We start from the raw sequence: 24,709 nt of genomic DNA, 5'->3' as shown, positions 1-24,709 counted from the left end.
CGTCAATACAGCAGGGGTCAGGCGTCGATGCGTTCCCGGTCCAAGCCCGCCGCCCCGGCGATGATGAAGTCCTTGCGCGGTGCAACGTCGGACCCCATCAGCAGGTCGAAGGTCTCTTCGGCGTGCTTGGCGTTGTCGATGCCAACCTTGCGCAGGGTGCGGTGCCTCGGGTCCATCGTGGTCTCGGCCAGCTGCTCCGCGTCCATCTCACCCAGGCCCTTGTACCGCTGGATTGGCTCCTTGTACCGCTTGCCTTCCTTGGCGAGCCTGGCCAGCAGGACATGCAGTTCGGCCTCCGAGTAGGTGTAGATCATCTCGTTGGCCTTCTGCCCGGCGTTGATGACCTCTACCCGGTGCAGCGGCGGGACGGCCGCGAAGACCCGGCCCTCCTCGATCATCGGCCGCATGTAGCGGAAGAACAGCGTAAGCAGGAGCGTGCGGATGTGGGCGCCGTCGACGTCGGCGTCGGTCATCAGGATGACCTTGCCGTACCGGGCGGCGCTGATGTCAAAGCTCCGGCCGGATCCCGCGCCCACGACCTGGATGAGCGCGGCGCATTCGGCGTTGGAGAGCATGTCGCCCACCGAGGCCTTCTGGACATTGAGGATCTTGCCGCGGATGGGCAGCAGCGCCTGGAAGTCGGAGGAGCGGGCCAGCTTGGCGGTGCCGAGCGCCGAGTCGCCTTCGACGATGAACAGCTCGGAGCGCGCGACGTCGTCCGTTCGGCAGTCGGCGAGCTTGGTGGGCATGGAGGACGTCTCAAGGGCGTTCTTGCGGCGCTGGGTTTCCTTGTGGACGCGGGCGGAGATGCGTGACTTCATCTCGCTGACGACCTTTTCCAGCAGCAGCGCCGACTGGGCCTTGTCGTTGCGCTGGGACGAGGTCAGCTTCGCGTTGATTTCCTGTTCCACCACCTTCGCGACGATGGCGCGTACGGCCGAGGTGCCCAGGATTTCCTTGGTCTGGCCCTCGAACTGCGGCTCTGCGAGCCGGACGGTGAGGACGGCGGTGAGCCCGGCGAAGATGTCGTCCTTCTCGATCTTGTCGTTGCCGGCCTTCAGCTTCCGGGCATTGGTCTCGACCGCCTTGCGGAAGGTCTTGAGGAGCGCCTGCTCGAACCCGGTCTGGTGGGTTCCGCCCTTGGGCGTGGAGATGATGTTGACGAAGGTGCGCACCGTGCTGTCGTAGCCGATGCCCCAGCGGAGGGCGACGTCGACCTCGCAGTCCCGCTCGACCTCGGTGAGGTGGCTGTGGCCCTTGTCGTCCAGGACCGGGACGGTCTCCTTGAACTTGCCGGCGCCGTGCAGCCGCCAGACGTCCGTGACGGCGGGGTCGGCGGCGAGGTACTCAACGAACTCGGAGATGCCGCCGTCGTGGTGGAAGACCTCCTCGTGCCCGCCGAGCTCGCCCGGGGTGCCGGGGAGCTTGCGCTCGTCCCGGACGGTGAGTTTCAAACCGGGCACCAGGAAGGAGGTCTGGCGGGCGCGGGCGGCGAGTTCGTCGTAGGAGAACTTGGCGTCCGGGGTAAAGATCTGCCGGTCCGCCCAGTAGCGGATCCGCGTGCCGGTGACGCCGCGCTTGGCCTTGCCCACGATGTCCAGGACGGAACCGTCGACGAAGGGCGAGAACACCGAAGCCGGGTCCGGCCGCGTGCCGGTGTCCTTGAAACGGCCTGGCTCACCGCGCCGGAAGGACATCTTGTAGGTCTTGCCGCCGCGGTCCACTTCGACGTCCAGCCGGGCGGACAGGGCGTTCACGACCGAGGCGCCCACGCCGTGCAGCCCGCCGGAGGCCGTGTAGGAACCGCCGCCGAACTTGCCGCCCGCGTGCAGCTTGGTGAAGACGACTTCGACGCCGCTGAGCCCGGTCTTCGGTTCGATGTCCACCGGGACGCCGCGGCCGTCGTCGTGGATCTCCACAGAGTTGTCCGCGTGCAGGATGATTTTGATGTCGTGGCCGAACCCGGCGAGGGCCTCGTCGACGGAGTTGTCGATGATTTCCCAGAGGCAATGCATGAGTCCGCGGGAGTCGGTGGAACCGATGTACATGCCCGGTCGCTTGCGGACGGCCTCAAGGCCTTCCAGCACGGAGAGATGCCGGGCGGTGTAATCAGAACTTGGTGCCACGGGGCGGAAACTCCTTCAGGAACGGGACCGTCATTGGACGGACAAAGGTTTTTGGCGCTCTTCCTAGGGTAGTCGGAGTGCCGGCGTCCGGCGTGCCGCCACTCTTCCGGCGCCCCACGTGCCGGAACCCGTTACCGAGACGTGATACGCGTACAGCGAAAGTGGGCCATCCGTGCCACGGTTTCGCTGCGAATGCTGGTTATATAGGTATACCGATCTACCAAGGAGGCCGAACATGACAACAGCAGTTGCGGACCGCACACTCACCACCGTCGACCGGTGCGATCGTTGCGGAGCACAGGCGTATGTCCGGGTTGTTCTCGGCGCCTCCGGAGGTGAGCTTCTTTTCTGCGGCCACCACGCCCGCGCCGTAGAACCGACGCTCAGGCCGCTCAGCTCAGACTGGCACGACGAGACCGGACGCCTTCACGAGAAGCCGGCAGTCCCGGTCGACTAGAGTCCGGTCGATTAGACCACGTGAGAAAGAGCCCCTCCGGTTACGGAGGGGCTCTTTCCGCGTTAACGGCAACTTCCGCGAACATTGCACGTCAGTTAACGAACAACGCGGGGCCATTTCCCGCCCAATCCTCCGGGGAGGACGGGCGGGAAATGACCCCGCGTTGTTTGGTGCGTGCCTAGTCCAGGTAGTCCCGGAGGACCTGGGACCGCGACGGGTGCCGCAGCTTGGACATGGTCTTGGATTCGATCTGTCGGATCCGCTCGCGCGTGACCCCGTAGACCTTGCCGATTTCGTCTAAAGTCTTCGGCTGTCCGTCGGTCAGGCCGAAGCGCATCGCGACCACGCCGGCTTCGCGTTCGGAGAGGGTGTCCAGCACCGAGTGCAGCTGTTCCTGCAGCAGGGTGAAGCTCACCGCGTCGGCCGGGACCACTGCCTCGGAGTCCTCAATGAGGTCACCGAATTCAGAGTCGCCGTCCTCGCCCAGCGGGGTGTGCAGGGAGATCGGCTCGCGGCCGTACTTCTGGACTTCGACGACCTTTTCGGGGGTCATGTCCAGTTCGAGGGCCAGCTCTTCGGGTGTGGGTTCGCGGCCGAGGTCCTGCAGCATCTGGCGCTGCACGCGGGCAAGCTTGTTGATGACCTCCACCATGTGCACCGGGATGCGGATGGTGCGGGCCTGGTCGGCCATGGCACGCGTGATGGCCTGGCGGATCCACCAGGTGGCGTAGGTGGAGAACTTGAAGCCCTTGGTGTAGTCGAACTTCTCGACCGCACGGATCAGGCCCAGGTTACCTTCCTGGATCAGGTCCAGGAACAGCATGCCGCGTCCGGTGTAGCGCTTGGCCAGCGAGACCACGAGGCGGAGGTTGGCCTCCAGCAGGTGGTTCTTGGCACGCTTGCCGTCGTGGATGACGAATTCGAGCTCACGTTTGAGCTTCGGATCCATGGTTCCGTCGTCGGCGTTAATCTTTTCCTCGGCAAAGAGGCCAGCCTCGATGCGCAGGGCGAGGTCGACTTCCTGCTCGGCGTTCAGCAGGGCGACCTTGCCGATCTGCTTCAGGTAGTCCTTGACGGGGTCGGCGGTGGCGCCGGCGGACATGACCTGCTGCACGGGGGCGTCATCGTCGTCAGCGTCGGAGTAGACAAAGCCGGAGCCGGTGGCTGCGGCGGCGGCCTTGGCGGGGATTTCCTCCCCGTCCTCACCGATCTCGACGGCCTCCACGACGACGTCGTCGAGATCTACTTCAACTTCCTCATCGGTGTCATCGTCACCGTTGGCTTTGCCGGCGGCCTGCGCCGCGGCTTTAGCGCCGGGCTTGGGCCCGCGCTTCTTGGGTTCAGGCTTGGCGACTGCCGATGCGGTGCTGTCACCTTCGGCCGAGGCTGCGTCTTTGACAGCCTTGTTGGCTGCGCGCGTGGCGGCGCGCTTGGCGCTCGTCGCCGCCTTCTTCTCCTCGGGGGACAATACGGCCTGGTCGGCGGGTTCCTTCTTCGCGGAAGACGGGGTCACAGAAAACCTTTCTAGCGGCGGTCTGTGGAATCACCATACGGGCAACACCACTATGACCCTGTCAAGTCCGTGTTTCACATCAGGTGCGATCACGACCAGCAGAGCCACTAAGTAGAACTCCTGGGGTGACCGTAATGTTCCCTGTTTCCAAGGTTCACTACAAGCACTTAATACACGGACCCAACCGGGTCTCGGCAACCATTGTCTCACGGTTTTCTCGATCGGGACCGACGCGGGGCGTAGGCCCCGATATCCGGCGGCACCCCCACGGCCCACGGCGGTGGCGCCGCCGCGGCCCGGCTCCGGCCCGGCGTTCGTTTGGTGATGGCCACGGCGCGGCCCGGCGTTGGCCCGGCGTCCGCTTGGTGTTGGCTGCGCCGCGGCCGCGGTGGCCCGGTGGTGGCTTCGTGTTGGCCCGGTGTCAGGCAACGTCCGGCTCGAACCGCTGCCAGGCCGTCTCCCTCCGCGCCGCCCAGCCGCAGAGCGTCCCGCGGCGGACGAGCTCCGCCAGCAGTTCGGCCAGCCGGTAGCCCGGAAGCTCCTGGTCCGCGCGGCGGAAGAGTGCATCGGCAAACGATCCTTTGCCCCTGCACCACTCAATCCACCCCCGCCCGGTCAAGGCGGCCGCTCCCGCCTCACCGCCGGCGGCGCACAGATGCTCCAGCACCCGGTCCAGGCGTGCCATCAAGGCCCAGTCCGGCAATGGGGGCGCCAGACCCAGCAGGACTTCACCGTACCCGGGAACATCCGGCCGCTCATGGCCGGCACCACCGCAGCCTCCCGCTCGGCCGGTGTCTTCTTTCCGGGGGCCCCCTTTCCTGGCGCCACCTTTCCTGGGCGCCCCTCCCCTGGGCGTCTCGCCCCTGGTGCCCGCTCCCCCGGGGCGCTGCCGACTGGGGGCCGGGCCGCGCGGAGGGAAGCCTTCCAGCGGAGGCAACGGAGCCAGCGGCCATGATGACTGTTCGGAGGCAGAAAGGGAACCGTCCCCATCGGGATCCGGTGGCCCGCCGTGGAACACACCGAAGTCGTCGGCTCCGCGCTCAGCTGCCTCCGACCCGGCAGCCGCCATGACCAGCACGGCGTCGCGCCAGGACGGGACGCACAGGGATGCGCGCAGGTAGCCGGTCAGCGCTATGGACAGTGTCGGCGCGTGGGCCTGCAGCACCCGCCCCCACACGTCCAGGACCTGGCTGAACTGGCGCCTGTCCCGCACGACGGCGGAGAACAGCTGCGCCCACTCCCGCTGGGCATCCAGCACGGCGGGATCCGGCGGACCCGGCGGCGGCGTGAGCAGCGCGGCGCCGGGCGCCGCTCCCACGGTGCTGCCGCGGTAGACCATCTCAGCGTTGAGCCTGCTGTTCCTGATCTCCTCCACCGGACGCCCCGGCGGTGCGCAGCACGACGGGTCCAGGCAGTAGGCGTTGCGCCAGTAGTCGGCGCCGACGAGCCAAGTGTCCCGCACGGGCATGCCGGCGTCGGCCAGCGTGTTTTCCAGCGCCGCCAGTAGTTCCGCCCACGGCGCGCCGTCCCCGTCGGTTTCGGTGAAGAGGGCCAGTAGCGAGCCGTCCGCCTCGGCGTCGGCCGCCAGATAGGACGCCACGGAACGGGCAAAGCCTGCCGGCCCCGGAGTGCCGGACCAGTCCGGGCTTCCTCCGTCGCCCGGGAGGTCCACCCGCAGCGTGGCGCCGAGCCGTTTGCCCTGCATGGTCATGGCGACGAGGCTGCGCGCCGGCCAGTAGCCCAGGGAATGCGGGATGAACCCGAGGATGTCCTCCGGGCCGGTGATTCTCAGGTGATCGGGAGCTGTCATGAAGCCAGCTTCGCGGCCCGGGCACGCCCGCGTTAGGGCCGGCCTGTCCTATGTGGACAACGCGGCCGGACAAGACAGCTGGACAAGACTGCTGGACAACGCGGCCGAACAACGCGGCCGAACAACGCGGCTTTACAACCCTGCTGGACAACGCGGCGTGGACCACGGCCGGAGGCCGGGCCAGGTCACCGCGTCAGGGCGTGCGGCGCCGCTCTGCGCTGCGCCGGCGCTGTTCGGCGAGGGCCGCCAGCAGCGGCGGCACCCGGACGCCCTGGGCCGCCATCTGCTTCCGCACCTTCCGGCGGCTGACAACGATGGCTCCGGCCCCTCCGGCCAGCAGCAGGAACTGCACGCTCAGGGCGATCCGGAACGGATCGAGCCCGTACAGCTCGCCCTGCGAGAAGCCGGTGGCGTACAGCACGTCCAGGACCAGGCCGATCAGGTAGATGGCGATCAGGGAGGCGATAAAGCCGCCCACGTTCACAATCCCGGTCGCGGTGCCGATCCGGTGGGCCGGGTTAAAGGTGCGGGCAAAGTCGAAGCCGATCATGGAACCGGGGCCGCCGATGGCGAGCACGACCACGAGGCCGGCCAGCAGCCACAGCGGGGAGCGTCCCGGAATCAGCAGCACGGCCGCCCACGCCGCGGCGGTGGCGGCGGAAATCAGCAGCACCATGGTGGAGCGCCGCAGCGGGTGCCGGGCGACGAAGCTGCCCATCAGCGGCCCGGCGGCGATGGCCGCGGCCACGTAGAGCGTCATCAGCGCCGAAACGGCCGGCGTTTCCAGGCCCTGCGCCGAGATCAGGAAGGGGTAGCCCCAGGTCATCGCGAAGACGGTGCCGCTGAACTGGACCGTGAAGTGGCTCCAGAGCCCCAGCCGGGTGCCGGGCTGCCGCCAGGCGTGGGAGATGGAGATTCCCGTGGCGCGCAGCCCCTGGGACGGTTCCGGTGCCGGGTGCCCGGGCGGGCGGTCCTGGAGCAGGACCAGCACGAGGACCACGGCGAGGACAGACATGCCCGTGAGCGTCAGGAATGCGGGGGTCCAGCCGGCGAGGTGCAGGATCATGGCGAAGGGCACCACGCTGAAGAGCTGGCCGAGCTGGCCGGACATTCCGGTCAGCTGGGTGAGCAGCGGGACGCGGGCGGTGGCGAACCAGATCGGGATCAGCCGGATCACGGCGATGAACGTCATCGCATCGCCGGCCCCCACGAGGACCCTGCCCAGCACGCCTCCGGGGATGTTCTCGGCAAAGGCCAGCTGGAGCTGCCCCAGACCCATCAGCACGGCGCCGCCGGCGATCATGGCCCGGGAGCCGAAGCGGTCCACCAGGATGCCGACCGGAATCTGCAGGGCCGCGTAGACGAGGAGCTGCAGCACGGTGAAGAAGGAGATCTCGGCCGCGCTGGCGTGGAAGCGTTCCGTGGCTTCCAGCCCCACGACACCGAACGAGGTGCGCTGGCTGACCGCCACAAGGTACGCGAAGACCCCGACGATCCAGATCAGCCAGGCGCGGGGTGAAGTCACTCCCCCATTATGCCCAGCGGAGATAGAAATAGTATTTATTCGCCGGGTTCTTTACGGGCCAAGTAGGCCTCGACGGCGGCCCCGAGGTCATCGGCGTTGGGCAGCTGGTCGTTCTCATCGGCGAGCAGGGACCGTCGCACGGTTCCCTCGGCGTTCTCGTCGTACCGGGTTTCGAGCCGGGAGACCACCTGCTGCACCTCCTCCGAAGCCTCGATCTGCTCGGCGATCTGGCGCCCGACATCCCGGCCCGCTTCGCGGAGCCGGTCGGCGGGCAGCATCAGCGAGGTGGCCGCCCCGAGGTATTCGAGGCCGGCGACGGCCGCCGTCGGGTACTCGGCCTCGGCAAGGTAGTGCGGCACGTGCATCACGTAGCCGGCGACGTTGCGGCCGGCCTCCGTGAGCCGCAGTTCCAGGATGTGGCCGACGGCGGCAGGCACCTCGACGGTGGGCTTCCACACCGAGATGCCCTCGATGAGGTCCGGGCGGTTGCCGTGCACCGTCACCCCGACGGGCCGCGTGTGCGGGACCGGCATGGGGATGGAATGGATCCAGGTGACGAGGTTGACGTCCAGTTCCTCGACGATGCCCACGACGGCGCGCGCGAACCGCTCCCACTGCAGGTCCGGTTCGAATCCGGCGAGAAGCAGGAACGGGCTGCCCAGCCCGTCGACCAGGCGGTAGAGCGCCAGGCGCGGCGCCTGGTAGTCCTGCAGGTGGTCCTCGACGAAGCTGATCTGCGGGCGGCGGGACCGGTAGTCGATCAGCTGGTCCGCGTCGAATTCGGCCACCATTTCGGAGTCCAGGGTGTCCAGCAGTTCGGCGGTGATCTGCCGGACGACGTGTCCTGCGTCGGCGAACCCGGTGAAGCCCATGACGAGGTTCAGCCCTTGCAATTCGGGGCTGTGGAACAGCGCGTCATCACGCAGGTAAAGCGATTCGGGGTCCAGCAGGGAGCCGGAAATCCGTTCAAGCACGGCATGTTCCTTTCGTCGTAGTCAGAGGGCAGCCGGACGGGCCCTGCGGGGCGCCGGCGCTGATATGGGGTACAACACGGCGGAGTGCCCGCGCATTCCGGATCGGGGTGTGCTCCAGCTCTCATTCAATTGAACACCCGCGCCGCGGAGAGACTACGATCGGAGCTGGCCTTATGACGGCTTGAAGACACTTGGGTTACGTCTCAACCGGCAGCGGCCCAGGCTCCAAGGCAGGGCGCCGAACATGCAGTTCCTGCCGTAAAAACTCAGAGAATTGAGGACTGTCCTCGTGGTCAAGAATACTGAAGTCAAACTTAGTGCAGTCGCAGGGGACCTTAAGAAGTCCCCCAGCGACGCCCTTGTCATCGGCGTCGGGCAGGGTACGGACGGCCCCGTCCTGCTCAGCAACCCCCTGACGGCCAAAGCCGCCGAAGCCCTGGCAGAATCACTGAGTGTTCTTGGCATCACCGGCGCAGCCGACCAGGCCCACCGCCTCCCGGGCCTGAGCGAAGCCGGCGCGAAAGTCGTCGTGCTCGCCGGTGTCGGAAAGATTTCCGCCGCGCAGCCGCTCACCGAAGAGGCGCTCCGCCGCGCCGCCGGCTCGGCCGTCCGCCAGCTGGCCGGCGTCGGCACGGTCACCCTGGCCCTCCCGACGGCGTCGCTCGGCGACGTTGCCGCCGTCGCCGAGGGCGCCGCGATGGGCGCCTACTCCTTCACCGAATACCGGTCCTCGAAGGACGACCTGAAGGACCCGGTCAAGAACGTTGTGATCGTCACGGACTTTGCCACCAACAGGGCCCTGAAGCCGGTACTGGACCGTGCCGCCCTGATCGGCAAGGCCGTCAACGCCACCCGCTCGCTGGTCAACCAGCCGCCGAGCCACCTCTACCCGGAATCCTTCGCGGACGCCGCCAAGGAGCTCTCCAAGGGCCTGCCCGTCAAGGTCACCGTCTGGGACGAGAAGCGCCTGGAAAAGGAAGGCTTCGGCGGCATCCTCGGCGTCGGCAAGGGTTCCACCCGGCAGCCGCGCCTGGTCAAGGTCGAATACTCCCCCGCCCGGGCCACCGCCAAGATCGCCCTCGTGGGCAAGGGCATCACCTTCGACACCGGCGGCATCTCAATCAAGCCGGCCCTCGGCATGGGCGACATGAAGTCCGACATGGCAGGCGCCGCCGTCGTCCTTAACAGCGTGCTGGCCATCGCCGGCCTCGGCCTGCCCGTCAAGGCGACCGCCTGGCTCTGCATCGCCGAGAACATGCCCTCCGGCGCCGCGCAGCGCCCGGCCGATGTGCTCACCATGTTCGGCGGCAAGACCGTCGAGGTCCTCAACACCGACGCCGAGGGCCGGCTGGTCATGGCGGACGGCATCGTCGCCGCCAGCCAGGAGTTCCCGGACGCCATCATCGACGTCGCCACGCTCACGGGCGCGCAGCTGGTCGCCCTCGGCAACCGCACCGCCGGCGTGATGGGCGCCGACTCCGTCACCGGCCCGCTCAAGGCGGCCGCGGACCGCGCCGGCGAGCTGGTCTGGCCGATGCCGCTGCCCGAAGAGCTGCGCCCCAGCCTCGACTCGCAGGTTGCGGACATCGCCAACATCGGCGAACGCCACGGCGGCATGATGACGGCCGCCGTGTTCCTGCGCGAGTTTGTGGGCAAGGGCAAGGACGGCGAGCCGATCCCCTGGGCCCACATCGACATCGCCGGCCCGTCGTTCAACAACGGCAGCCCCTACGGCTACAACCACAAGCAGGGCACGGGCTGCACCGTGCGCACGCTGGTGGCCTATGCCGAGGACATTTCGGCCAAAACCGCCTAGGCGCAATCCGCCCAGCCGTCGCGCGGCCTGGTGGCCGGGGCAGCCTGCCCCGGCCACAAGGGCCGCGTGACTCTGGACACAAGGGCTCCACAAACGCCACGGCAAGGTGGAGCATGTATTAGTGGTTCGCTAAGGTGAACACCGGTAGTCACAAATGAAAGGGAACTTACCTGCTGGCATAATCACGGCAGGGAAGTTCCAAGACCAGATGATGCGTACTCTCGTGTCATCGTTCACGCGAGGGAGCGTTTTAGTGGCCGATCAGGCAACTGCGCAAGAATTCGACATCCTGGTACTCGGCGGCGGCAGCGGCGGCTACGCAACTGCCCTGCGTGCCGTTCAGCTCGGCCTCACCGTCGGCCTGATCGAAAAGGGCAAGCTGGGCGGCACCTGCCTGCACAACGGCTGTATCCCCACCAAGGCCCTGCTGCACTCGGCGGAACTGGCCGACCACGCCCGTGACTCGGCAAAGTACGGCGTCAACGTCACCCTTGACAGCATCGACATCACCGCTGTCAACGCCTACAAGGACGGCATCATCGCCGGCAAGTTCAAGGGCCTGCAGGGTCTGATCAAGGGCAAAAAGGGCATCACCGTCATTGAGGGCGAAGGCAAGCTCCAGGGCACCGACACCGTCGTCGTGAACGGCACCGCGTACAAGGGCAAGAACGTTGTCCTCGCGACCGGCTCCTACTCCCGCTCGCTGCCGGGCCTGGAAATCGGCGGCAAGGTCATCACCTCCGACGAAGCCCTCACCATGGATTTCATCCCCAAGAGCGCGATCATCCTGGGCGGCGGCGTGATCGGCGTCGAGTTCGCTTCAGTCTGGAAGTCCTTCGGCGTCGACGTCACCATCATCGAGGGCCTGCCCTCGCTGGTCCCGAACGAGGACGCGACGATCGTCAAGGCCTTCGAGCGCGCCTTCAAGAAGCGCGGCATCAAGTTCTCCACCGGCACCTTCTTCCAGGGCGTTGAGCAGAACGCCGACGGCGTCAAGGTCACCCTCGTGGACGGCAAGACCTTCGAAGCCGACCTCATGCTCGTCGCCGTCGGCCGCGGCCCGGTCACGGCCAACCTTGGCTACGAGGAAGCCGGCGTCACCATCGACCGCGGCTTCGTCATCACCAACGAGCGCCTCCACACCGGTGTCGGCAACGTCTACGCCGTGGGCGACATCGTCCCCGGCGTCCAGCTGGCACACCGCGGCTACCAGCAGGGCATCTTCGTCGCCGAAGAAATCGCCGGCCTGAAGCCCGTCGTCGTCGAAGACGTCAACATCCCCAAGGTCACCTACTCCGAGCCGGAAATCGCCACGGTGGGCTACACGGAAAAGGCCGCCAAGGCCAAGTTCGGTGACGACCAGATCCAGACCCAGGAATACAACCTCGCCGGCAACGGCAAGAGCTCCATCCTGGGCACCAGCGGCCTGGTCAAGCTGGTCCGCCAGAAGGACGGCCCCGTCGTCGGCGTCCACATGATCGGCGCCCGCATGGGCGAGCAGATCGGCGAGGCCCAGCTGATCGTGAACTGGGAAGCCTACCCGGAGGACGTGGCCCAGCTGGTCCACGCCCACCCGACCCAGAACGAGTCCCTGGGCGAGGCCCACCTGGCTCTGGCCGGCAAGCCCCTGCACGGCTAGCAGTTCCCCCCGCACCACCGCAAGAACTCCGTGCTTAGTGCACCCGGCCCGAAACGCCGGGTGCACTAAGCTCGACCAAGGCAGCAATCATCCGCACAAAGATCAATAAGGAGAACGGGGACGACATGTCTGAATCCGTTAACTTGCCCGCCCTCGGTGAGAGTGTCACCGAAGGAACCGTCACCCGCTGGCTCAAGCAGGTAGGTGACCGGGTAGAGGTGGACGAGCCGCTGCTCGAGGTTTCCACCGACAAAGTAGACACCGAGATCCCCTCTCCGATCGCCGGCGTGATCGAGGAAATCCTCGTCGCCGAAGACGAGACCGCTGAAGTTGGCGCGCCGCTGGTGCGCATCGGCTCCGGTTCCGGTTCCGCCGGCGCAGGCGAAGCCCCCGCCGCCGAGGCCCCGGCCGAGGAAGCGCCGGCCGAGGAAGCACCGGCAGCCGAGGCTGAAGCCCCCGCCGCCGAGACCCCGTCCGCCGCCGAAGCTCCGGCCCCCGAAGCTGAAGCACCGGCCGCCGAGGCCGCTGCTCCCGCCGGCGAAGGCCACGAAGTCACGCTCCCCGCCCTCGGCGAGAGCGTCACCGAAGGCACCGTCACCCGCTGGCTCAAGAGCATCGGCGACACCGTCGAGGTCGACGAGCCGCTGCTGGAGGTGTCCACCGACAAGGTCGACACCGAGATCCCGTCACCGGTCGCCGGCACCCTGCAGGAAATCCGTGTCGCCGAGGATGAAACGGCCGAGGTCGGTTCCGTCCTCGCCGTGATCGGTTCCGGCGCGGCCCCCGCGGCGGCTCCCGCCAAGGAAGCCCCGAAGGAAGCGGCAGCAGCCCCGAAGCAGGAAGCCGCCCCCGCCGAGGCCCCCAAGCAGGAGGCACCGAAGCAGGAGGCACCGAAGCAGGAAGCCCCCGCACCGGCAGCGGAAGCCGCCCCGGCTGCGCCCGCAGCTGCTGCTCCGGCCGCCGCGGCCGCGGAGTCCGGCTACGTCACCCCGCTGGTCCGCAAGCTGGCCAACCAGCAGGGCGTGGACATCTCCGCGCTCTCCGGCACCGGCGTCGGCGGGCGCATCCGCAAGCAGGATGTGCTGGCGGCGGCAGAAGCCAAGGCCGCCCCCGCGCCCGCAGCAGCTGCCCCGGCCCCGTCCGCTGCTCCGGCGGCGCGTCCCTCCGCTGACCAGTCCTCGCTGCGCGGCACCGTGCAGAAGGCCCCGCGGATCCGCCAGGTCATTGCCCGCCGCATGCGCGAGTCGCTGGACATCTCCACCCAGCTGACCCAGGTGCACGAGGTCGACATGACCAAGGTCGCCAAGCTGCGCGCCAAGGCCAAGAACTCCTTCCAGACCCAGAACGGGTCCAAGCTGACCTTCCTGCCCTTCATCGCCAAGGCTGTGGCCGAGGCCCTGAAGCAGCACCCGAAGGTCAACGCGTCCTACGACGAGGACAAGCAGGAGATCACCTACCACAACGCCGAGCACCTGGCGATTGCGGTAGACACGGACAAGGGCCTGCTGGTTCCGGTCATCGCCGACGCCGGCAACCTGAACCTCGCTGGCCTGGCCGGCAAGATCGCTGACGTCGCAGACCGCACCCGCAACGGCAAGATCGGCCCGGACGAGCTCTCCGGCGGAACGTTCAGCATCACCAACATCGGTTCCGTGGGCGCCCTGTTCGACACCCCGATCATCAACCAGCCGCAGGTTGCCATCCTCGGCACCGGGGCGATCGTCAAGCGGGCTGTCGTCGTCGCCGATGAGAACGGCGATGACTCGCTGGCCATCCGCTCGATGATGTACCTCTCCCTGACCTACGACCACCGGCTGGTCGACGGCGCCGACGCAGGACGCTTCCTGCAGACGCTGAAGGCACGCCTTGAGGAAGGCGCCTTCGAGGCCGATCTGGGCCTCTAGCCTCCAAGGGCAAGGAACACCGACGGCGACGGCGGTGCGGGACACCGGTGGGCAACCACCGGAACCCGCGCCGCCGTCGCCGTTTTCGTGGCCCGCATGGCGCGCTCCCGGACCGGGCGGGTCCTACTACGGAGCGTAGAACCTTCTGGCTAGACTGGGGCCATGAATATCGTTTATAACGTCATGGTCTTCCTGCACATCGTCGGCGCCGCCATGATCGTGGGCATCTGGATCGGCCAGATGAAACAGCCCACCGTGCACCCGCGCCAGTTCGACGGCGCCATGCTGCAGCTGCTCACCGGCATCGCCATGATGGGGCTCATCCCGGCCCTGGACATGGATGCCAACTACGCCAAGCTCGGCATCAAGCTGGCCGTGGCCCTGGCCGTGGGCGTCCTGGCCTTCATCGGCCGCCGCAAGTACAAGAAGGGCGAGGAGGTCGGCAACGGCCTCGCGCACGCCGTCGGCGGCCTGGCCCTGCTCAACGTGGCCATCGCCACCCTCTGGCAGTAGCCCTCCCTCCCGGCAGCAGCTCTCCTTCCAGCAGCGACGGCGACGTACCCCCGCGGGGGTGCGTCGCCGTCGTCGTCCCCCCGAAAGCTCAGTCGCCGGCGATGCAGAATTCGTTGCCTTCGGGATCCTGCATCACGTCCCAGTGGAAATCGCCGATGTCATTGCCCTCCACGAACCCGGCCCCGATCGACTCGGCTAGGGCCGCAGCGCCCGGGGATCGGGCCCGTGGATGTCCAGGTGCAGCCGGCGCCTGCCCCCGGTGGGCAGCCCGACCTGCTGGAAGGCCAGCTGCGGGGCGCCCGGGCCGGCGGGCCGGAGCCAGACGAACTGTTCGAAGCGCGCCGAAACCGGGGTGCCCAGCAGTGCCGCCCAGAATCCTGCCAGGCGCTCTGCGTCCACCGCGTTGACCATAATCGTGGCGATGCGCGCCGAGGGCGCCGCGCCGGAGTCGCTGATGTCCATGCCGACACTGTACGTGGTCACAATCCTCCGAGAGCGGACACCGGTGCGCCGGAGGCGCCGAATCCCTAGGATGGGACACGGCATGATCCGGTTTCGCCGGGTCTGTGGGATTTCAACGAACTTGAGGAGTGGACATGGCAGCTACACGCACCGCACACACTGTATGGAATGGCGACCTGATGACGGGCGCAGGCAACACCACGCTGGACAGCTCCGGCCTGGGCAACTTCGATGTCACCTGGAAGGCGCGCACCGAGGCCTCCGAGGGCAAGACCAGCCCCGAAGAGCTCATCGCCGCAGCACACTCGGCCTGTTTCTCCATGGCGTTCAGCCATGCCCTCGCGCAGGCCGGCCACACCCCCGAGGAAGTCCACACCAAGGCCGATGTGACCTTCGTGCCCGGTACCGGGATCACCGACAGCCACCTGACCGTCAACGCGCGGATCCCCGGCATCACGGAAGATGATTTCCAGCGGATCGCCGAGGAAGCCAAGGTGGGCTGCCCCGTCTCGGGCGCCCTGACCGGCCTCAAGATCACCCTGGACGCCACCCTGGCCTCCTAGCTTTCCACGCACTAACGGCGAAGGCCCCCGTTCCCTGACCAAGGGAACGGGGGCCTTCTCCGTGGGCGGACCGCGGCGGGCGGGCCGCGGCGGGCGCTGGGCCTAGCTGCCGGGCTGGCGGGCCGGCAGCGGGGCGGGCCGAACCTGTCGGTAGCCCTCGCGCAGGGGCGGCCGGTCGGTGGGCAGCTCTTGGATCATTTCCTTGAGGGCGCCGATGCCGTACTCCAGCTGCGGGTCGGTGCCGGCGGCATACGCGTGCGGCGGGAAGGTCACTTCGATGTCCGGGGCGACGCCGAAGTTCTCGACGCCCCAGCCCACGCCGCCGGAGAACCAGGTGGCGTAGCGCGGTTGGGTCACGCCGGTCCCGTCGGCCAGGGCGAAGCGGTTGTCGATGCCGACGACGCCGCCCCAGGTCCGGGTGCCGATGACCGGGCCGATCCCCCGCAGCTTGGAGACCTGGGTGATGATGTCGCCGTCGGACCCGGCGAATTCGTCGGTCAGGATGATGACCGGTCCCCGCGGTGCGTGGTGCGGGTAGGTCCGCGGCCGCTCCCCGCGCGGCATGCTCCAGCCGGTGACCTTGCGGCCGATGAGCTCCGCGACGAGCTGGGAGGTGTGCCCTCCGCGGTTGCGGCGGACATCGACGATCAGCCCGTCAAGGGCCGTCTCTGTGTCGAGGTCGCGGTGCAGCTGGGCCCAGCCGTTGGCCATCATGTCGGGGATGTGCAGGTAGCCGAAGGTTCCCTGCGACGCCTGCCGGACGGTCCGGCGGTTCGCGGCCACCCATTCCTGGTACCGCAGCCGCTCTTCGTCCTTGACCGGAACCACTGCCACACGGCGCTGCTTCCCTGCCTGGCTGCCGTGCCCGGCGCCATTGCGCAGCGTGAGCTCGACGGCGCGTCCCGCGGCGCCGACCAGCTGCATGGCTGGTGTGCGCGCTTCGGTCAGTTCGACGCCGTCGATCGCCAGCAGCACGTCGCCGGTTTTCGCGTCCGCACCGGGGCGGGTCAGCGGCGAGGTGGCGAGCGGGTCGGAGGACTCCCCCGCGAGGATCCGGGTGATTTCCCAGCCTTCTCCGGTGAAGGCGAGGTCCGCGCCGAGCCGGCCCTGGCCGTTGCTGCCGTTCTCGGTGACGGCAAACGGACGGACGTAGGCATGCGAGGTTCCCAGTTCACCGTGGAGCTCCCACAGCAGGTCCACGAGGTCGTCGTGCGAGCCGAGCCGGTCCACGATCGGTCGGTAGCGGGCGTGCACCGAGTCCCAGTCCTGCCCGGCCATGTCCTCGGTCCAGAAGAAGTCGCGCTGGAGCCGCCAGGCCTCGTCGAAGGCCTGTCCCCAGACGCTGAGCGGGTCAAGCTGCACGCGGATGCGGCTGAGGTCAACCTTGACCAGCTGCCCGGATTCCTCGTCCGCTTTGGTGTTGGCGGGCGAGACGCGGATCTGCTTGTCCTGCAGGATCACGACCTTCTCGCCGTCGCCGGAGAGCCGGTAGCTGTCCAGGGCGTCCACGATGGTGGTGGTTTTGCGCCGGGCCAGGTCGAAGCGCACGAGGCAGGGTGCCGCGTTCTTGTCCTCGAGGCTTGCACGGCCGTCGCCGGTTACGCCGAAAAGCTCGTGGTCGAGCCAGAGCAGGGCCCCGTCGGTCGCGGTGAGGGCCGAGTAGTTGCCCTGCGGCACCGGCACGCTGATGACGCGGTGGGCCAGGCCCTCGGCGTCGACTCGGACCGCGGGCACCTGGTCCTGGTCTGCACCCTCGGCTTTGGCACCGGTGCCGGCGTCTGCGTCCTCGTCGTCCTGCAGGTCAACGCTGGGGCCGAAGGGCGAGGGTGTGTCCGCGGCGAGGGCCACGAGATAGGGCTTGATCGGGCTCGGGAAGGACAGGTCGAAGGAGTGACCGTCGTAGACCGGGTCGAAGCTGCGGTTGGAGAGGAACGCCAGGTACTTGCCGTCGGGGGTGAACGACGGCGATTCGTCGCGGAAGCGCCCGTCGGTGACCTCGATGATGGTGCGCTTCCCGTCCGCTGCGGCGCCGGTATTTTCCACGCCGGTGAGGCGCAGCCGGCTGCGGGAGCCGAAGGACGTAACCGGCTCGGACCAGCCCAGCCAGGCCGAGTCCGGGGACCAGCTGAAGCCTTCGATGCTGCCCTCGCCGATGCTGCTCACGAGCGACAGGGCCCCGGTCCGGGTGTCGGCGAGGTAGATGTCGCCGAAGGCGGTGCCGACGGCGAGCCAGTTGCCGTCCGGGCTGGCCTCGATGGCGCTGGCTCTGGTCGGCTTGGGGAAATCGATCCTGGTCAGGCGGCCGGACGGTTCCTGCCGCGCCGGGACGTTGCCGTCCGCAGGCCCGGCGGTGTCGGCCGCGTCGGCAGTGTCCGGTGTGGGCGGGGTTGCAGCATCGTCAGGGGTGGCCGGACGCGCTGCGGGGACCGCGGCTATGGTGCCGGGACGGGCGCTGGCTGCGGCCGGGACCGGGCTGGGAAGGGGTGTGCCGGCGTCGGAATCTCCGCCCGGATGGGCTGCCGTCTGCGGCGCCGGCGCGGCCCGGCTGCCCCCCGGACTCGTGCCCGGCGGGGTCTCCTGCGGGGTTTCCAGCGTCCGTGTTTCCGGAATGCGCGGATCCGGTCTCCAAGGGAGCCGCGATCGCCTTCAGGTACAGGGCTTCGACACCGTCATGGTCGGCAACGTACGCAATCCGGCCCGCGCCGAACGGGCGGGGCAGGCGGGCGCGGACGCCGGGGGTGGCTTCCAGAACCCTCGACGGGCCGTCTTTGTGCCGCAGCCAGTGCAGGGTGCCGTGGGACTCGACGGCGCTGGAGCCGCCGGTACGGTCGGGAACCACATCGCCGAGGTGCTTTGACGGCTTAAGTGGCGTCCCGCGGCGGGCCTGGGAAGCGGATCCCAGGGAGATCTCAAGTTTGATGGCCTCCGAGCCGAGGTCCGGGAGCAGCCAGAGCTCACCGGCGGATTCGAAGATGACACGCCGGCCGTCGGTGGCGGCGTGCCGGACGTAGAAGTCCTCGTGGTCCGTGTGGCGGCGCAGTTCGGAGCCGTTGGGCAGCACGGAGTAGAGGTTGCCGTAGCCCTCGTGGTCGGAGAGGAAGGCGATCCGGCCGTCGACCCACATCGGGTCGGTCAGGTTGCCGTCCAGTTCGGCGGCGAGGCGTTCGAATTCGCCGTTTCCGTCGGCGTCGATCCACAGCTTGCCGGCAGCGCCGCCGCGGTAGCGCTTCCACCACGCGGGTTCGCGGGAGAGCACACTGGCGAGGACGACGGGGCGCTCGTCGCCGACCACCGGGCCGAAGGCAACGGACTCCACCGGGCCCAGCGGGAGTTCCGAGGCCCAGCCGCCGGCGACGGGCAGGCTGTAGGCGTGGGCGAGGCGGCTGTCGGCCTGGCGGAAGGCGCTCGTGACCAGGACGTCGCCGTCGGGGGTGAAGCCCTTGACCTTGGTGGTGGCGTGGCCGAAGTAGCTCAACTGCCGGTAGCCGCCGCCGTCGACGTCCGCCGTGACAACTTCCGGGGCCGTACCCTGAACGACCGTCCACACCAGGCGCTTGCCGTCCGGCGTGAAGCGGGGGTTGCGGGCCGGCAACTGCAGCGAGGAAACGCGCCAGGCGCGGCCCCCGCCGAGGGGCGCAATCCAGACGTCGTCCTCGGCCACGAAGGTGACCAGATCGCCGTGCAGATGCGGGAAACGGAAGTAACTCGAAGAGGTCATCGTTAGATCATAGTCAAGACGGGCCTTCCCGCCCGGGAGGTATCCCTGCCGAGCCGGGCATGGTGAGATGGATCATGCGAATCATTATTGCCGGGGCCTCAGGGCTGATCGGGACCGCCATTTCCAGCTCGCTGCGCAGCGCCGGGCACGACGTCGGCACGCTCGTCAGGCGGGCTCCTGCGGCGGCGTCGGAATTCCAGTGGAACCCCGCGGAAGGCAGCATCGACGAGACCGCGCTGAAGGGGGCCGACGCCGTCATCAACCTCTCCGGCGCCGGCATCGGCGACCGGCCCTGGACCCGGTCGCGGATCAACGAACTCCGCAACTCCCGTCTCGGGCCGACGCGGACGCTGGCGGCGGCCATGGGGCGCCTGGACACTCCGCCGGCGGTCTTCCTGAGCCAGTCGGGCGCCAACTACTACGGCAACGCCGGACAGGCGCTGCTCCGCGAGAACGCCCCCGCCGGCGACGGCGTGCTGGCCCGGATCTGCGTCGATTGGGAGGCCGCCGCGCACGAGGCTCCGGCCGGCGTCCGGGTGGTCACTCCGCGCACCGGAGTCGTGCTGAGCCGTTCGGGTGGCGCCCTGGGACGGCTGATGCCGCTGCTTCGCCTGGGCGTGGGCGGTCCGCTGGGCAACGGCCGGCAGTACTGGCCGTGGGTCACGCTCCCGGATGTCGCCGGCGCCTTTGGTTTTCTGCTCAACAGCCGGGTGTCCGGGCCTGTGAACCTCTGCGCACCGGAGGTCGCTGACGTGAACTCGCTGATCGCGGCGCTGGCCGCGGCCCTGCACCGGCCGGCGGTGTTCCGTGTGCCCGCCCCCGTGCTGCGGCTGGTGATGGGCAAGCTTGCCGAGGAGCTGCTGCTCTCCAGCCAGCGGATGGAACCGGCCGTCCTGAGCGAGGCGGGCTTCGAATGGCAGCACCCCTCGCTCGCCGAGGCTGCCGCATGGGTGGCGGAACGCGGCCCGAAGTCCTGAACCCCGGCAGCTGCTGATCCCTGCCGGTTCCTGTGGGGACCAATCTGGGATTATCTGAGATTAACCGCCAGTATCACCGGAGACACCAGGGGCACCGACGTCGGCGCGGGTTCCGGCTGCGGGAAGGATGTCCTGAATCCGCCAGCGTCCCTCGACCGTCGCCAGGACGAGCCGTAGCTGCTGTTCCGGTGCGGCCGCCGCGTCCGCCAGCACCGCCCCGCTCGCGTCGCGTTCCTGGTAGGCGGAGGTGCCCGCGGTGACGGCCACGACGGCAAGGGATGGGCCGCTGTCCCCCGGCGGGGCCGCATCATGCGCGACCTGGGTCACGATGGTCGTGAATCCCGCCAGCACCCGGCCGGAATCCTTGAGCCTGGCACTGATCCGCCCGTCCTCCACTGCCGCCGCCGACGCTGGCACGTTGACCTGCTCCAGCAAGCCGAAATCCCCCGAGCTGAACGCCAGGGAGCGAAGCCGGGCCAGTCCCCGGACGGCTTCGCCGGGGTCCGGCGATGCGAGGTGTGCCTGCAGATCGGGCGCCCGGGCCGCCGCAGCGGCACCGGCGCCGGCACCAGCACCAGCATCAGCACCAGCGTCAGGGGCGGGCGCCGGGTGGGCCGCGCCAGCGTCGGACGCCGCGGCGGACTCGGTAGCGGAGCCGGCCTCGTTGACGGCAAAGCCGGGGAACGCCGCCGGCAGTCTGGCACCGGCAAACCCCCACGCGGCGGCAAGGACACCCATGAGGGCCAGGCCGACGGCCACCGCCCGGATACCGCTCCCGCCCGGCCGTGCCGGACTGGCGGCGGGAGGAAGGGCGGAGCCGGGCCGGATGGACTGCCGCCCGAAGGATCGCCTGCCGGTGATGCCCCGGCGGGCCGAGCGGCGCGCGCCAATGCCGCCTGCCCCGCGCCCGGCGCCCGCACGGACGGACGCGGGAACCTCGGCGCCAGGCGACGCGGCGGCTGGCAGCGCGGCGTCCGCGCGCTTCCTGCGGAAACGGCCCGCTGGCAGCGCGGCGGCTGGCAGCGCGGCGGCTGGCAGCGCGGCGGCTGGCAGCGCGGCGTCCGCGTGCGGCCTGCGGAACCGGCCCGGCAGGGACCGGAGTTGTTCGACCCGACGCCCCCGTGCCGTACCGGGCAGGGTGCGCCGGGTCAGCAGCTGCGGAATGACCGTGGGGTGGACGGAAACCGAGAGGTCCACCGGCGCGGCCACGGCGCTGCGGTGGACTGCGGAGGCCAGCTCGGCGGCCGTGGGCCGGAGCCGGCGGTCCTCCTGAAGTCCGGATTCCAGCGCCGCAGCCAGCGCCGGCGGAACCCCGGGTATCAATAGCGGCAGCGGCGGCCGCTGCGCGCCCGGCTCAGGGGCGCGCCCGGTCAGGCAGTACCACCCAAGGGCCGCCAGGGAATACACATCGCGTTCCGGTTGCAGCCCGGCCCGGACGGCGTCCACGGGCGCCGGGTCGCGGAAGCCCTCGGTGCCGGCGTCGGGCACCGCCGTGGCGTCAGCCACCATGCGGGCCACGCCCAGATCGGCCAGCAGCGGTTTGCCGTGGGCGGTGAACAGCACATTGCCGGGAGCGACATCGCCGTGGGTAAAGCCGTGACCGTGCAGGTAGGCGAGGGCCTGGGCGATCGGAGTAAGGACGGTCACGGTCTCCCCCGGCCCCAGGCTTCCCCGGCCGGCCGTAAGCTGTCCCAGCGAGCCGCCCGCGGCATAATCCATGATTAACCCGAGGCTCCCGCCCGACGGCCCGTCCAGCCGGACGACGTCGTACGCCTTGACCAGGTGCTCGTGGTCGAGCGTGGACAGGATCCGCACCTCGCGCCGGATCGCGTCCTCCCCTTCGCCGCGGTCGGCGGAACCGCCGGCAGAGAAGCACTTCAGCGCGTAGTCACGGCCGGTCGACTGTTCGGTCACCAGCCAGACGGTGGCGCCGCCGCCGCGCCCGAGGCAACGGCCGACGTCGTATCCGGGAACCTCGGGCGCCGCTGCGCCGGAGGGTGCGTGATCTTCCATAACCTAGGAATAGCGGATCCCGCGGAATCCCGCAGGAGTTATCCACAGGGGGTGAGAGGTTCGCCACAGAATCGGCCGCTGCGACAGCCGGGGTCTAAGCTGGATGCCATGACTCTTGAGTTCTCCCAGCTGGGTCTCGACCCGGAATTCGTCGATTACACGCGCGGCTGGGACATCCAGCGCGAACTCCATGGGAGGGTCCTCGCCGGTACCGCCCCCAGCACGGTCCTGCTGCTGGAGCACGCCGCCGTCTACACGGCCGGCAAACGCACCGAAGACCACGAACGCCCCTTTGACGGCACCCCCGTGGTCCCGGTGGACCGCGGCGGCAAGCTCACCTGGCACGGCCCGGGACAGCTGGTCGGCTATCCCGTCATCAAGCTCAGGAACCCGGCCGGGATCCGCGACTACGTGGAGCGGCTGGAAGCCGTCATCATCGCCGTCCTGGCCGACTACGGCATCGAGGCGGTCCGCATCAAGGGACGTGCCGGCGTCTGGATCGAGCAGGACGAGAAGGGCCCCGCACGCAAGATTGCCGCGATCGGCATCCGCGTCCACGAGGGCGTCACCATGCACGGCTTCGCCATCAACTGCAACAACGACCTGGCGCCGTACGCCCAGATCATCGCCTGCGGCATCACCGACGCCGGCGTCACCACCATCTCGCAGGAGACGGGCCGGGACATCACTCCCGCCGACCTCGTGTCGCGGATCATCGAAGAACTGCGCAACAATGAAGAAGCGCTAGTTGCAACCCATGAAGGAGCTCTACTGTGACCCTGGCACCAGAAGGCCGGAAAATGCTGCGAATCGAGCAGCGCAATGCGGCCACCCCGGTGGAACGCAAGCCGGAATGGATCAAGGCCAAGGTCCAGATGGGTCCCGAGTACGTGCAGCTCAAGAACCTCGTCAAAAAAGAGGGCCTCCACACCGTGTGTGAAGAGGCCGGCTGCCCCAACATCTTCGAATGCTGGGAAGACAAGGAAGCCACCTTCCTGATCGGCGGCTCCGAATGCACCCGGCGCTGCGATTTCTGCCAGATCGACACCGGCAAACCCTCCCCCGTGGACGTTTTCGAACCCACGAAGGTGGCCCGCTCGGTCCTGGCGATGCAGCTCCGCTACGCCACGGTCACGGGTGTGGCCCGCGATGACCTCGCCGACGAGGGCGTCTGGCTCTACGCCGAAACGGTCCGCAAGATACACGAACTCAACCCGGGCACCGGCGTCGAACTCCTGATTCCCGACTTCTCCGGCAAGCCGGAGCACATCGACGCGATCTGCGACTCCAAGCCCGAGGTGTTCGCGCACAACGTCGAGACGGTCCCGCGGATTTTCAAGCGCATCCGTCCGGCCTTCCGCTACGAGCGGTCGCTGGACGTCATCACGCAGGGCCGCAACCTCGGCATGGTAACTAAGTCCAACCTGATCCTGGGCATGGGCGAGACCCGCGAGGAAATCTCCGAGGCGCTCCGGGACCTGCACGACGCCGGCTGCGACCTGATCACCATCACCCAGTACCTGCGCCCGAGCGAGCGGCACCTGCCGGTTGACCGTTGGGTCAAGCCGCAGGAGTTCGTGGACCTGCAGCAGGAAGCCGACGAGATCGGGTTCCTGGGCGTCATGAGCGGTCCGCTGGTGCGTTCCTCCTACCGTGCGGGCCGGCTCTGGGCCACCGCGATGCGCAAGAAGGGTCTGGAAATCCCGGCCCAGCTGGCGCACATCGAAAGCTCGGGAAGCACCCGCCAGGAAGCCAGCTCGCTGCTCGCGGCGCGCGCCTGAAACCAGTTGTAATGATTGCGGCGAAGGGCCGGCACCGGAGGAATCCGGCGTCCGGCCTTTCGCCGTCCATCACGTAGAATTAAGGCACTATGGCGAATTCCCCTGATTCCAGCAACTCCACTCCGGCTTCTGATGCTCCGAAGCGCGGTCTCTTTTCGCGCAAGCCCAAGGTGGCCAAGGTCAAGAAGCCGAGCCGTCTGAAGCAAATCCGCGAGGTCTTCCAGATGACCCGCCAGCACGATCCGATGGTGCCGTGGCTCATGCTGCTGGCGTTCCTCGGTGTCGTGGCTGTCAGCTTCGCGGTCGGTTTCGTGCTGGAGAACTGGATCACGGGCCTGCTGATCGGCATCCCGCTGGGTCTTCTCGCGGCCACCCTGATCCTGTCCCGCCGCGCCGAGCGCGCCGCCTTCGCACGGATTGAAAACCAGCCCGGGGCATCGGGCGCCGCGCTGGGCACGCTCAAGCGCGGCTGGATCGTCGAAGAACAGCCCGTCGCGGTGAACCCCCGCACCCAGGACGCCGTCTTCCGTGCCATCGGCCGTCCCGGCGTTGTCCTGGTCAGCGAGGGCCCCAGCCACCGGGTCAAGCCGCTGCTCGACGCCGAACGCAAGCGGCTCGCACGCATCTTGCCCAACGTCACCATCCACGTGATTGAAAGCGGCCGCGGCGAGGGCCAGGTTCCGATCAGCCAGGTCTCCAAGAAGATGACCAAGATGAAGAATGAGCTGACCAAGCTCGAGGTCAGCACGGTTTCCAAGCGGATCTCATCGCTCGGAAGCCGCCTGCCCATCCCCAAGGGCATTGATCCCTACAAGGCCCGTCCGGACCGCAAGGCGGCCCGCGGACGCTAGGCCACACGCCAGCCCGCAGAAACGCCCCGGTAACCGCCTTTCAGGCCGGCAGCCGGGGCGTTTCTTT

17 protein-coding genes and 1 pseudogene are annotated in these 24,709 nt (G+C 68.5%); 10 read left to right on the top strand and 8 right to left on the bottom strand.

Annotation, left to right across the window (positions count from 1 at the left end; genetic code table 11):
* Positions 1–17: 17 nt before the first annotated feature.
* Complete coding sequence (locus tag AC06G6_RS07840; protein WP_479827887.1) at positions 18–2,126, bottom strand: DNA gyrase/topoisomerase IV subunit B; 2,109 nt, start codon at positions 2,124–2,126, stop codon at positions 18–20.
* A 235-nt stretch (positions 2,127–2,361) separates the two neighbouring features.
* Between AC06G6_RS07840 and AC06G6_RS07835 the strand changes: the two genes are divergently transcribed.
* The gene (locus AC06G6_RS07835) at positions 2,362–2,583 is read left to right on the top strand and encodes a DUF7455 domain-containing protein (RefSeq protein WP_282383279.1); all 222 of its coding nucleotides are present in this window, start codon (positions 2,362–2,364) and stop codon (positions 2,581–2,583) included.
* A gap of 178 nt (positions 2,584–2,761) precedes the next feature.
* On the opposite strand, the gene AC06G6_RS07830 is transcribed toward AC06G6_RS07835, so the two are convergent.
* The 4 genes from AC06G6_RS07830 to AC06G6_RS07815 form a co-directional block, all read right to left on the bottom strand.
* Positions 2,762–4,096, bottom strand: a complete 1,335-nt coding sequence (locus tag AC06G6_RS07830; RefSeq protein ID WP_479827885.1) for an RNA polymerase sigma factor — start codon at positions 4,094–4,096, stop codon at positions 2,762–2,764.
* 421 nt (positions 4,097–4,517) lie between these two features.
* Positions 4,518–5,906: a DUF4192 family protein gene (locus tag AC06G6_RS07825; RefSeq protein WP_479827883.1), complete on the bottom strand. Its 1,389-nt coding sequence runs from the start codon at positions 5,904–5,906 to the stop codon at positions 4,518–4,520.
* Positions 5,907–6,099: 193 nt separating this feature from the next.
* Positions 6,100–7,431 (bottom strand): MFS transporter, encoded by a 1,332-nt coding sequence (locus AC06G6_RS07820; RefSeq protein WP_479827881.1) that lies wholly within the window; start codon positions 7,429–7,431, stop codon positions 6,100–6,102.
* 35 nt (positions 7,432–7,466) lie between these two features.
* Positions 7,467–8,405 carry a proteasome assembly chaperone family protein gene (locus AC06G6_RS07815; protein WP_479827879.1) on the bottom strand — a complete coding sequence of 313 codons (939 nt, stop codon included), beginning with the start codon at positions 8,403–8,405 and terminating at the stop codon, positions 7,467–7,469.
* A gap of 289 nt (positions 8,406–8,694) precedes the next feature.
* Here AC06G6_RS07815 and AC06G6_RS07810 point away from each other — a divergent pair, with 289 nt between their 5' ends.
* The 4 genes from AC06G6_RS07810 (at position 8,695) to AC06G6_RS07795 (ending at position 14,277) form a co-directional block, all read left to right on the top strand.
* A complete protein-coding gene (locus AC06G6_RS07810) occupies positions 8,695–10,221 on the top strand; it encodes a leucyl aminopeptidase (RefSeq protein WP_479827877.1) in 1,527 nt (508 codons plus the stop codon).
* Between the two features lie 253 nt (positions 10,222–10,474).
* On the top strand, positions 10,475–11,860 hold the full coding sequence (gene lpdA, locus AC06G6_RS07805; protein WP_479827875.1) for a dihydrolipoyl dehydrogenase: 1,386 nt from the start codon (positions 10,475–10,477) through the stop codon (positions 11,858–11,860).
* Between the two features lie 125 nt (positions 11,861–11,985).
* Positions 11,986–13,764: a 2-oxoglutarate dehydrogenase, E2 component, dihydrolipoamide succinyltransferase gene (gene sucB, locus AC06G6_RS07800; protein ID WP_479827873.1), complete on the top strand. Its 1,779-nt coding sequence runs from the start codon at positions 11,986–11,988 to the stop codon at positions 13,762–13,764.
* 162 nt (positions 13,765–13,926) lie between these two features.
* On the top strand, positions 13,927–14,277 hold the full coding sequence (locus AC06G6_RS07795; RefSeq protein WP_479827871.1) for a hypothetical protein: 351 nt from the start codon (positions 13,927–13,929) through the stop codon (positions 14,275–14,277).
* 195 nt (positions 14,278–14,472) lie between these two features.
* On the opposite strand, the gene AC06G6_RS07790 is transcribed toward AC06G6_RS07795, so the two are convergent.
* Positions 14,473–14,739 (bottom strand): VOC family protein, encoded by a 267-nt coding sequence (locus AC06G6_RS07790; protein WP_479827869.1) that lies wholly within the window; start codon positions 14,737–14,739, stop codon positions 14,473–14,475.
* A 134-nt stretch (positions 14,740–14,873) separates the two neighbouring features.
* Here AC06G6_RS07790 and AC06G6_RS07785 point away from each other — a divergent pair, with 134 nt between their 5' ends.
* Positions 14,874–15,302 (top strand): OsmC family protein, encoded by a 429-nt coding sequence (locus tag AC06G6_RS07785; RefSeq protein WP_307463050.1) that lies wholly within the window; start codon positions 14,874–14,876, stop codon positions 15,300–15,302.
* A 105-nt stretch (positions 15,303–15,407) separates the two neighbouring features.
* Here AC06G6_RS07785 and AC06G6_RS07780 read toward each other — a convergent pair.
* Positions 15,408–19,020 (bottom strand): annotated as a pseudogene (locus tag AC06G6_RS07780) (hypothetical protein); the annotation flags it as partial.
* 74 nt (positions 19,021–19,094) lie between these two features.
* Between AC06G6_RS07780 and AC06G6_RS07775 the strand changes: the two are divergent.
* Entirely contained in the window at positions 19,095–19,997 is a 903-nt protein-coding gene (locus tag AC06G6_RS07775) for a TIGR01777 family oxidoreductase (RefSeq protein WP_479827867.1), read from the top strand.
* Between the two features lie 60 nt (positions 19,998–20,057).
* Here AC06G6_RS07775 and AC06G6_RS07770 read toward each other — a convergent pair whose 3' ends face one another.
* The gene (locus AC06G6_RS07770) at positions 20,058–22,010 is read right to left on the bottom strand and encodes a serine/threonine-protein kinase (protein WP_479827865.1); all 1,953 of its coding nucleotides are present in this window, start codon (positions 22,008–22,010) and stop codon (positions 20,058–20,060) included.
* Between the two features lie 108 nt (positions 22,011–22,118).
* Here AC06G6_RS07770 and lipB point away from each other — a divergent pair, with 108 nt between their 5' ends.
* The 3 genes from lipB to AC06G6_RS07755 all read left to right on the top strand — a co-directional run bounded on the left by lipB (position 22,119) and on the right by AC06G6_RS07755 (position 24,642).
* Complete coding sequence (lipB, locus tag AC06G6_RS07765; RefSeq protein WP_479827863.1) at positions 22,119–22,787, top strand: lipoyl(octanoyl) transferase LipB; 669 nt, start codon at positions 22,119–22,121, stop codon at positions 22,785–22,787.
* Positions 22,784–23,791 carry a lipoyl synthase gene (lipA, locus tag AC06G6_RS07760; protein ID WP_479827861.1) on the top strand — a complete coding sequence of 336 codons (1,008 nt, stop codon included), beginning with the start codon at positions 22,784–22,786 and terminating at the stop codon, positions 23,789–23,791. The genes lipB and lipA overlap by 4 nt, the downstream gene beginning before the upstream one ends.
* 89 nt (positions 23,792–23,880) lie before the next feature.
* Positions 23,881–24,642: a DUF4191 domain-containing protein gene (locus AC06G6_RS07755; RefSeq protein WP_479827859.1), complete on the top strand. Its 762-nt coding sequence runs from the start codon at positions 23,881–23,883 to the stop codon at positions 24,640–24,642.
* Positions 24,643–24,709: the final 67 nt, after the last annotated feature.

Source organism: Arthrobacter sp. CJL-S3 (assembly GCF_056711635.1).
Note: the sequence above shows the minus strand (reverse complement) of the source record. Positions and strands in the feature narration are given on the sequence as shown.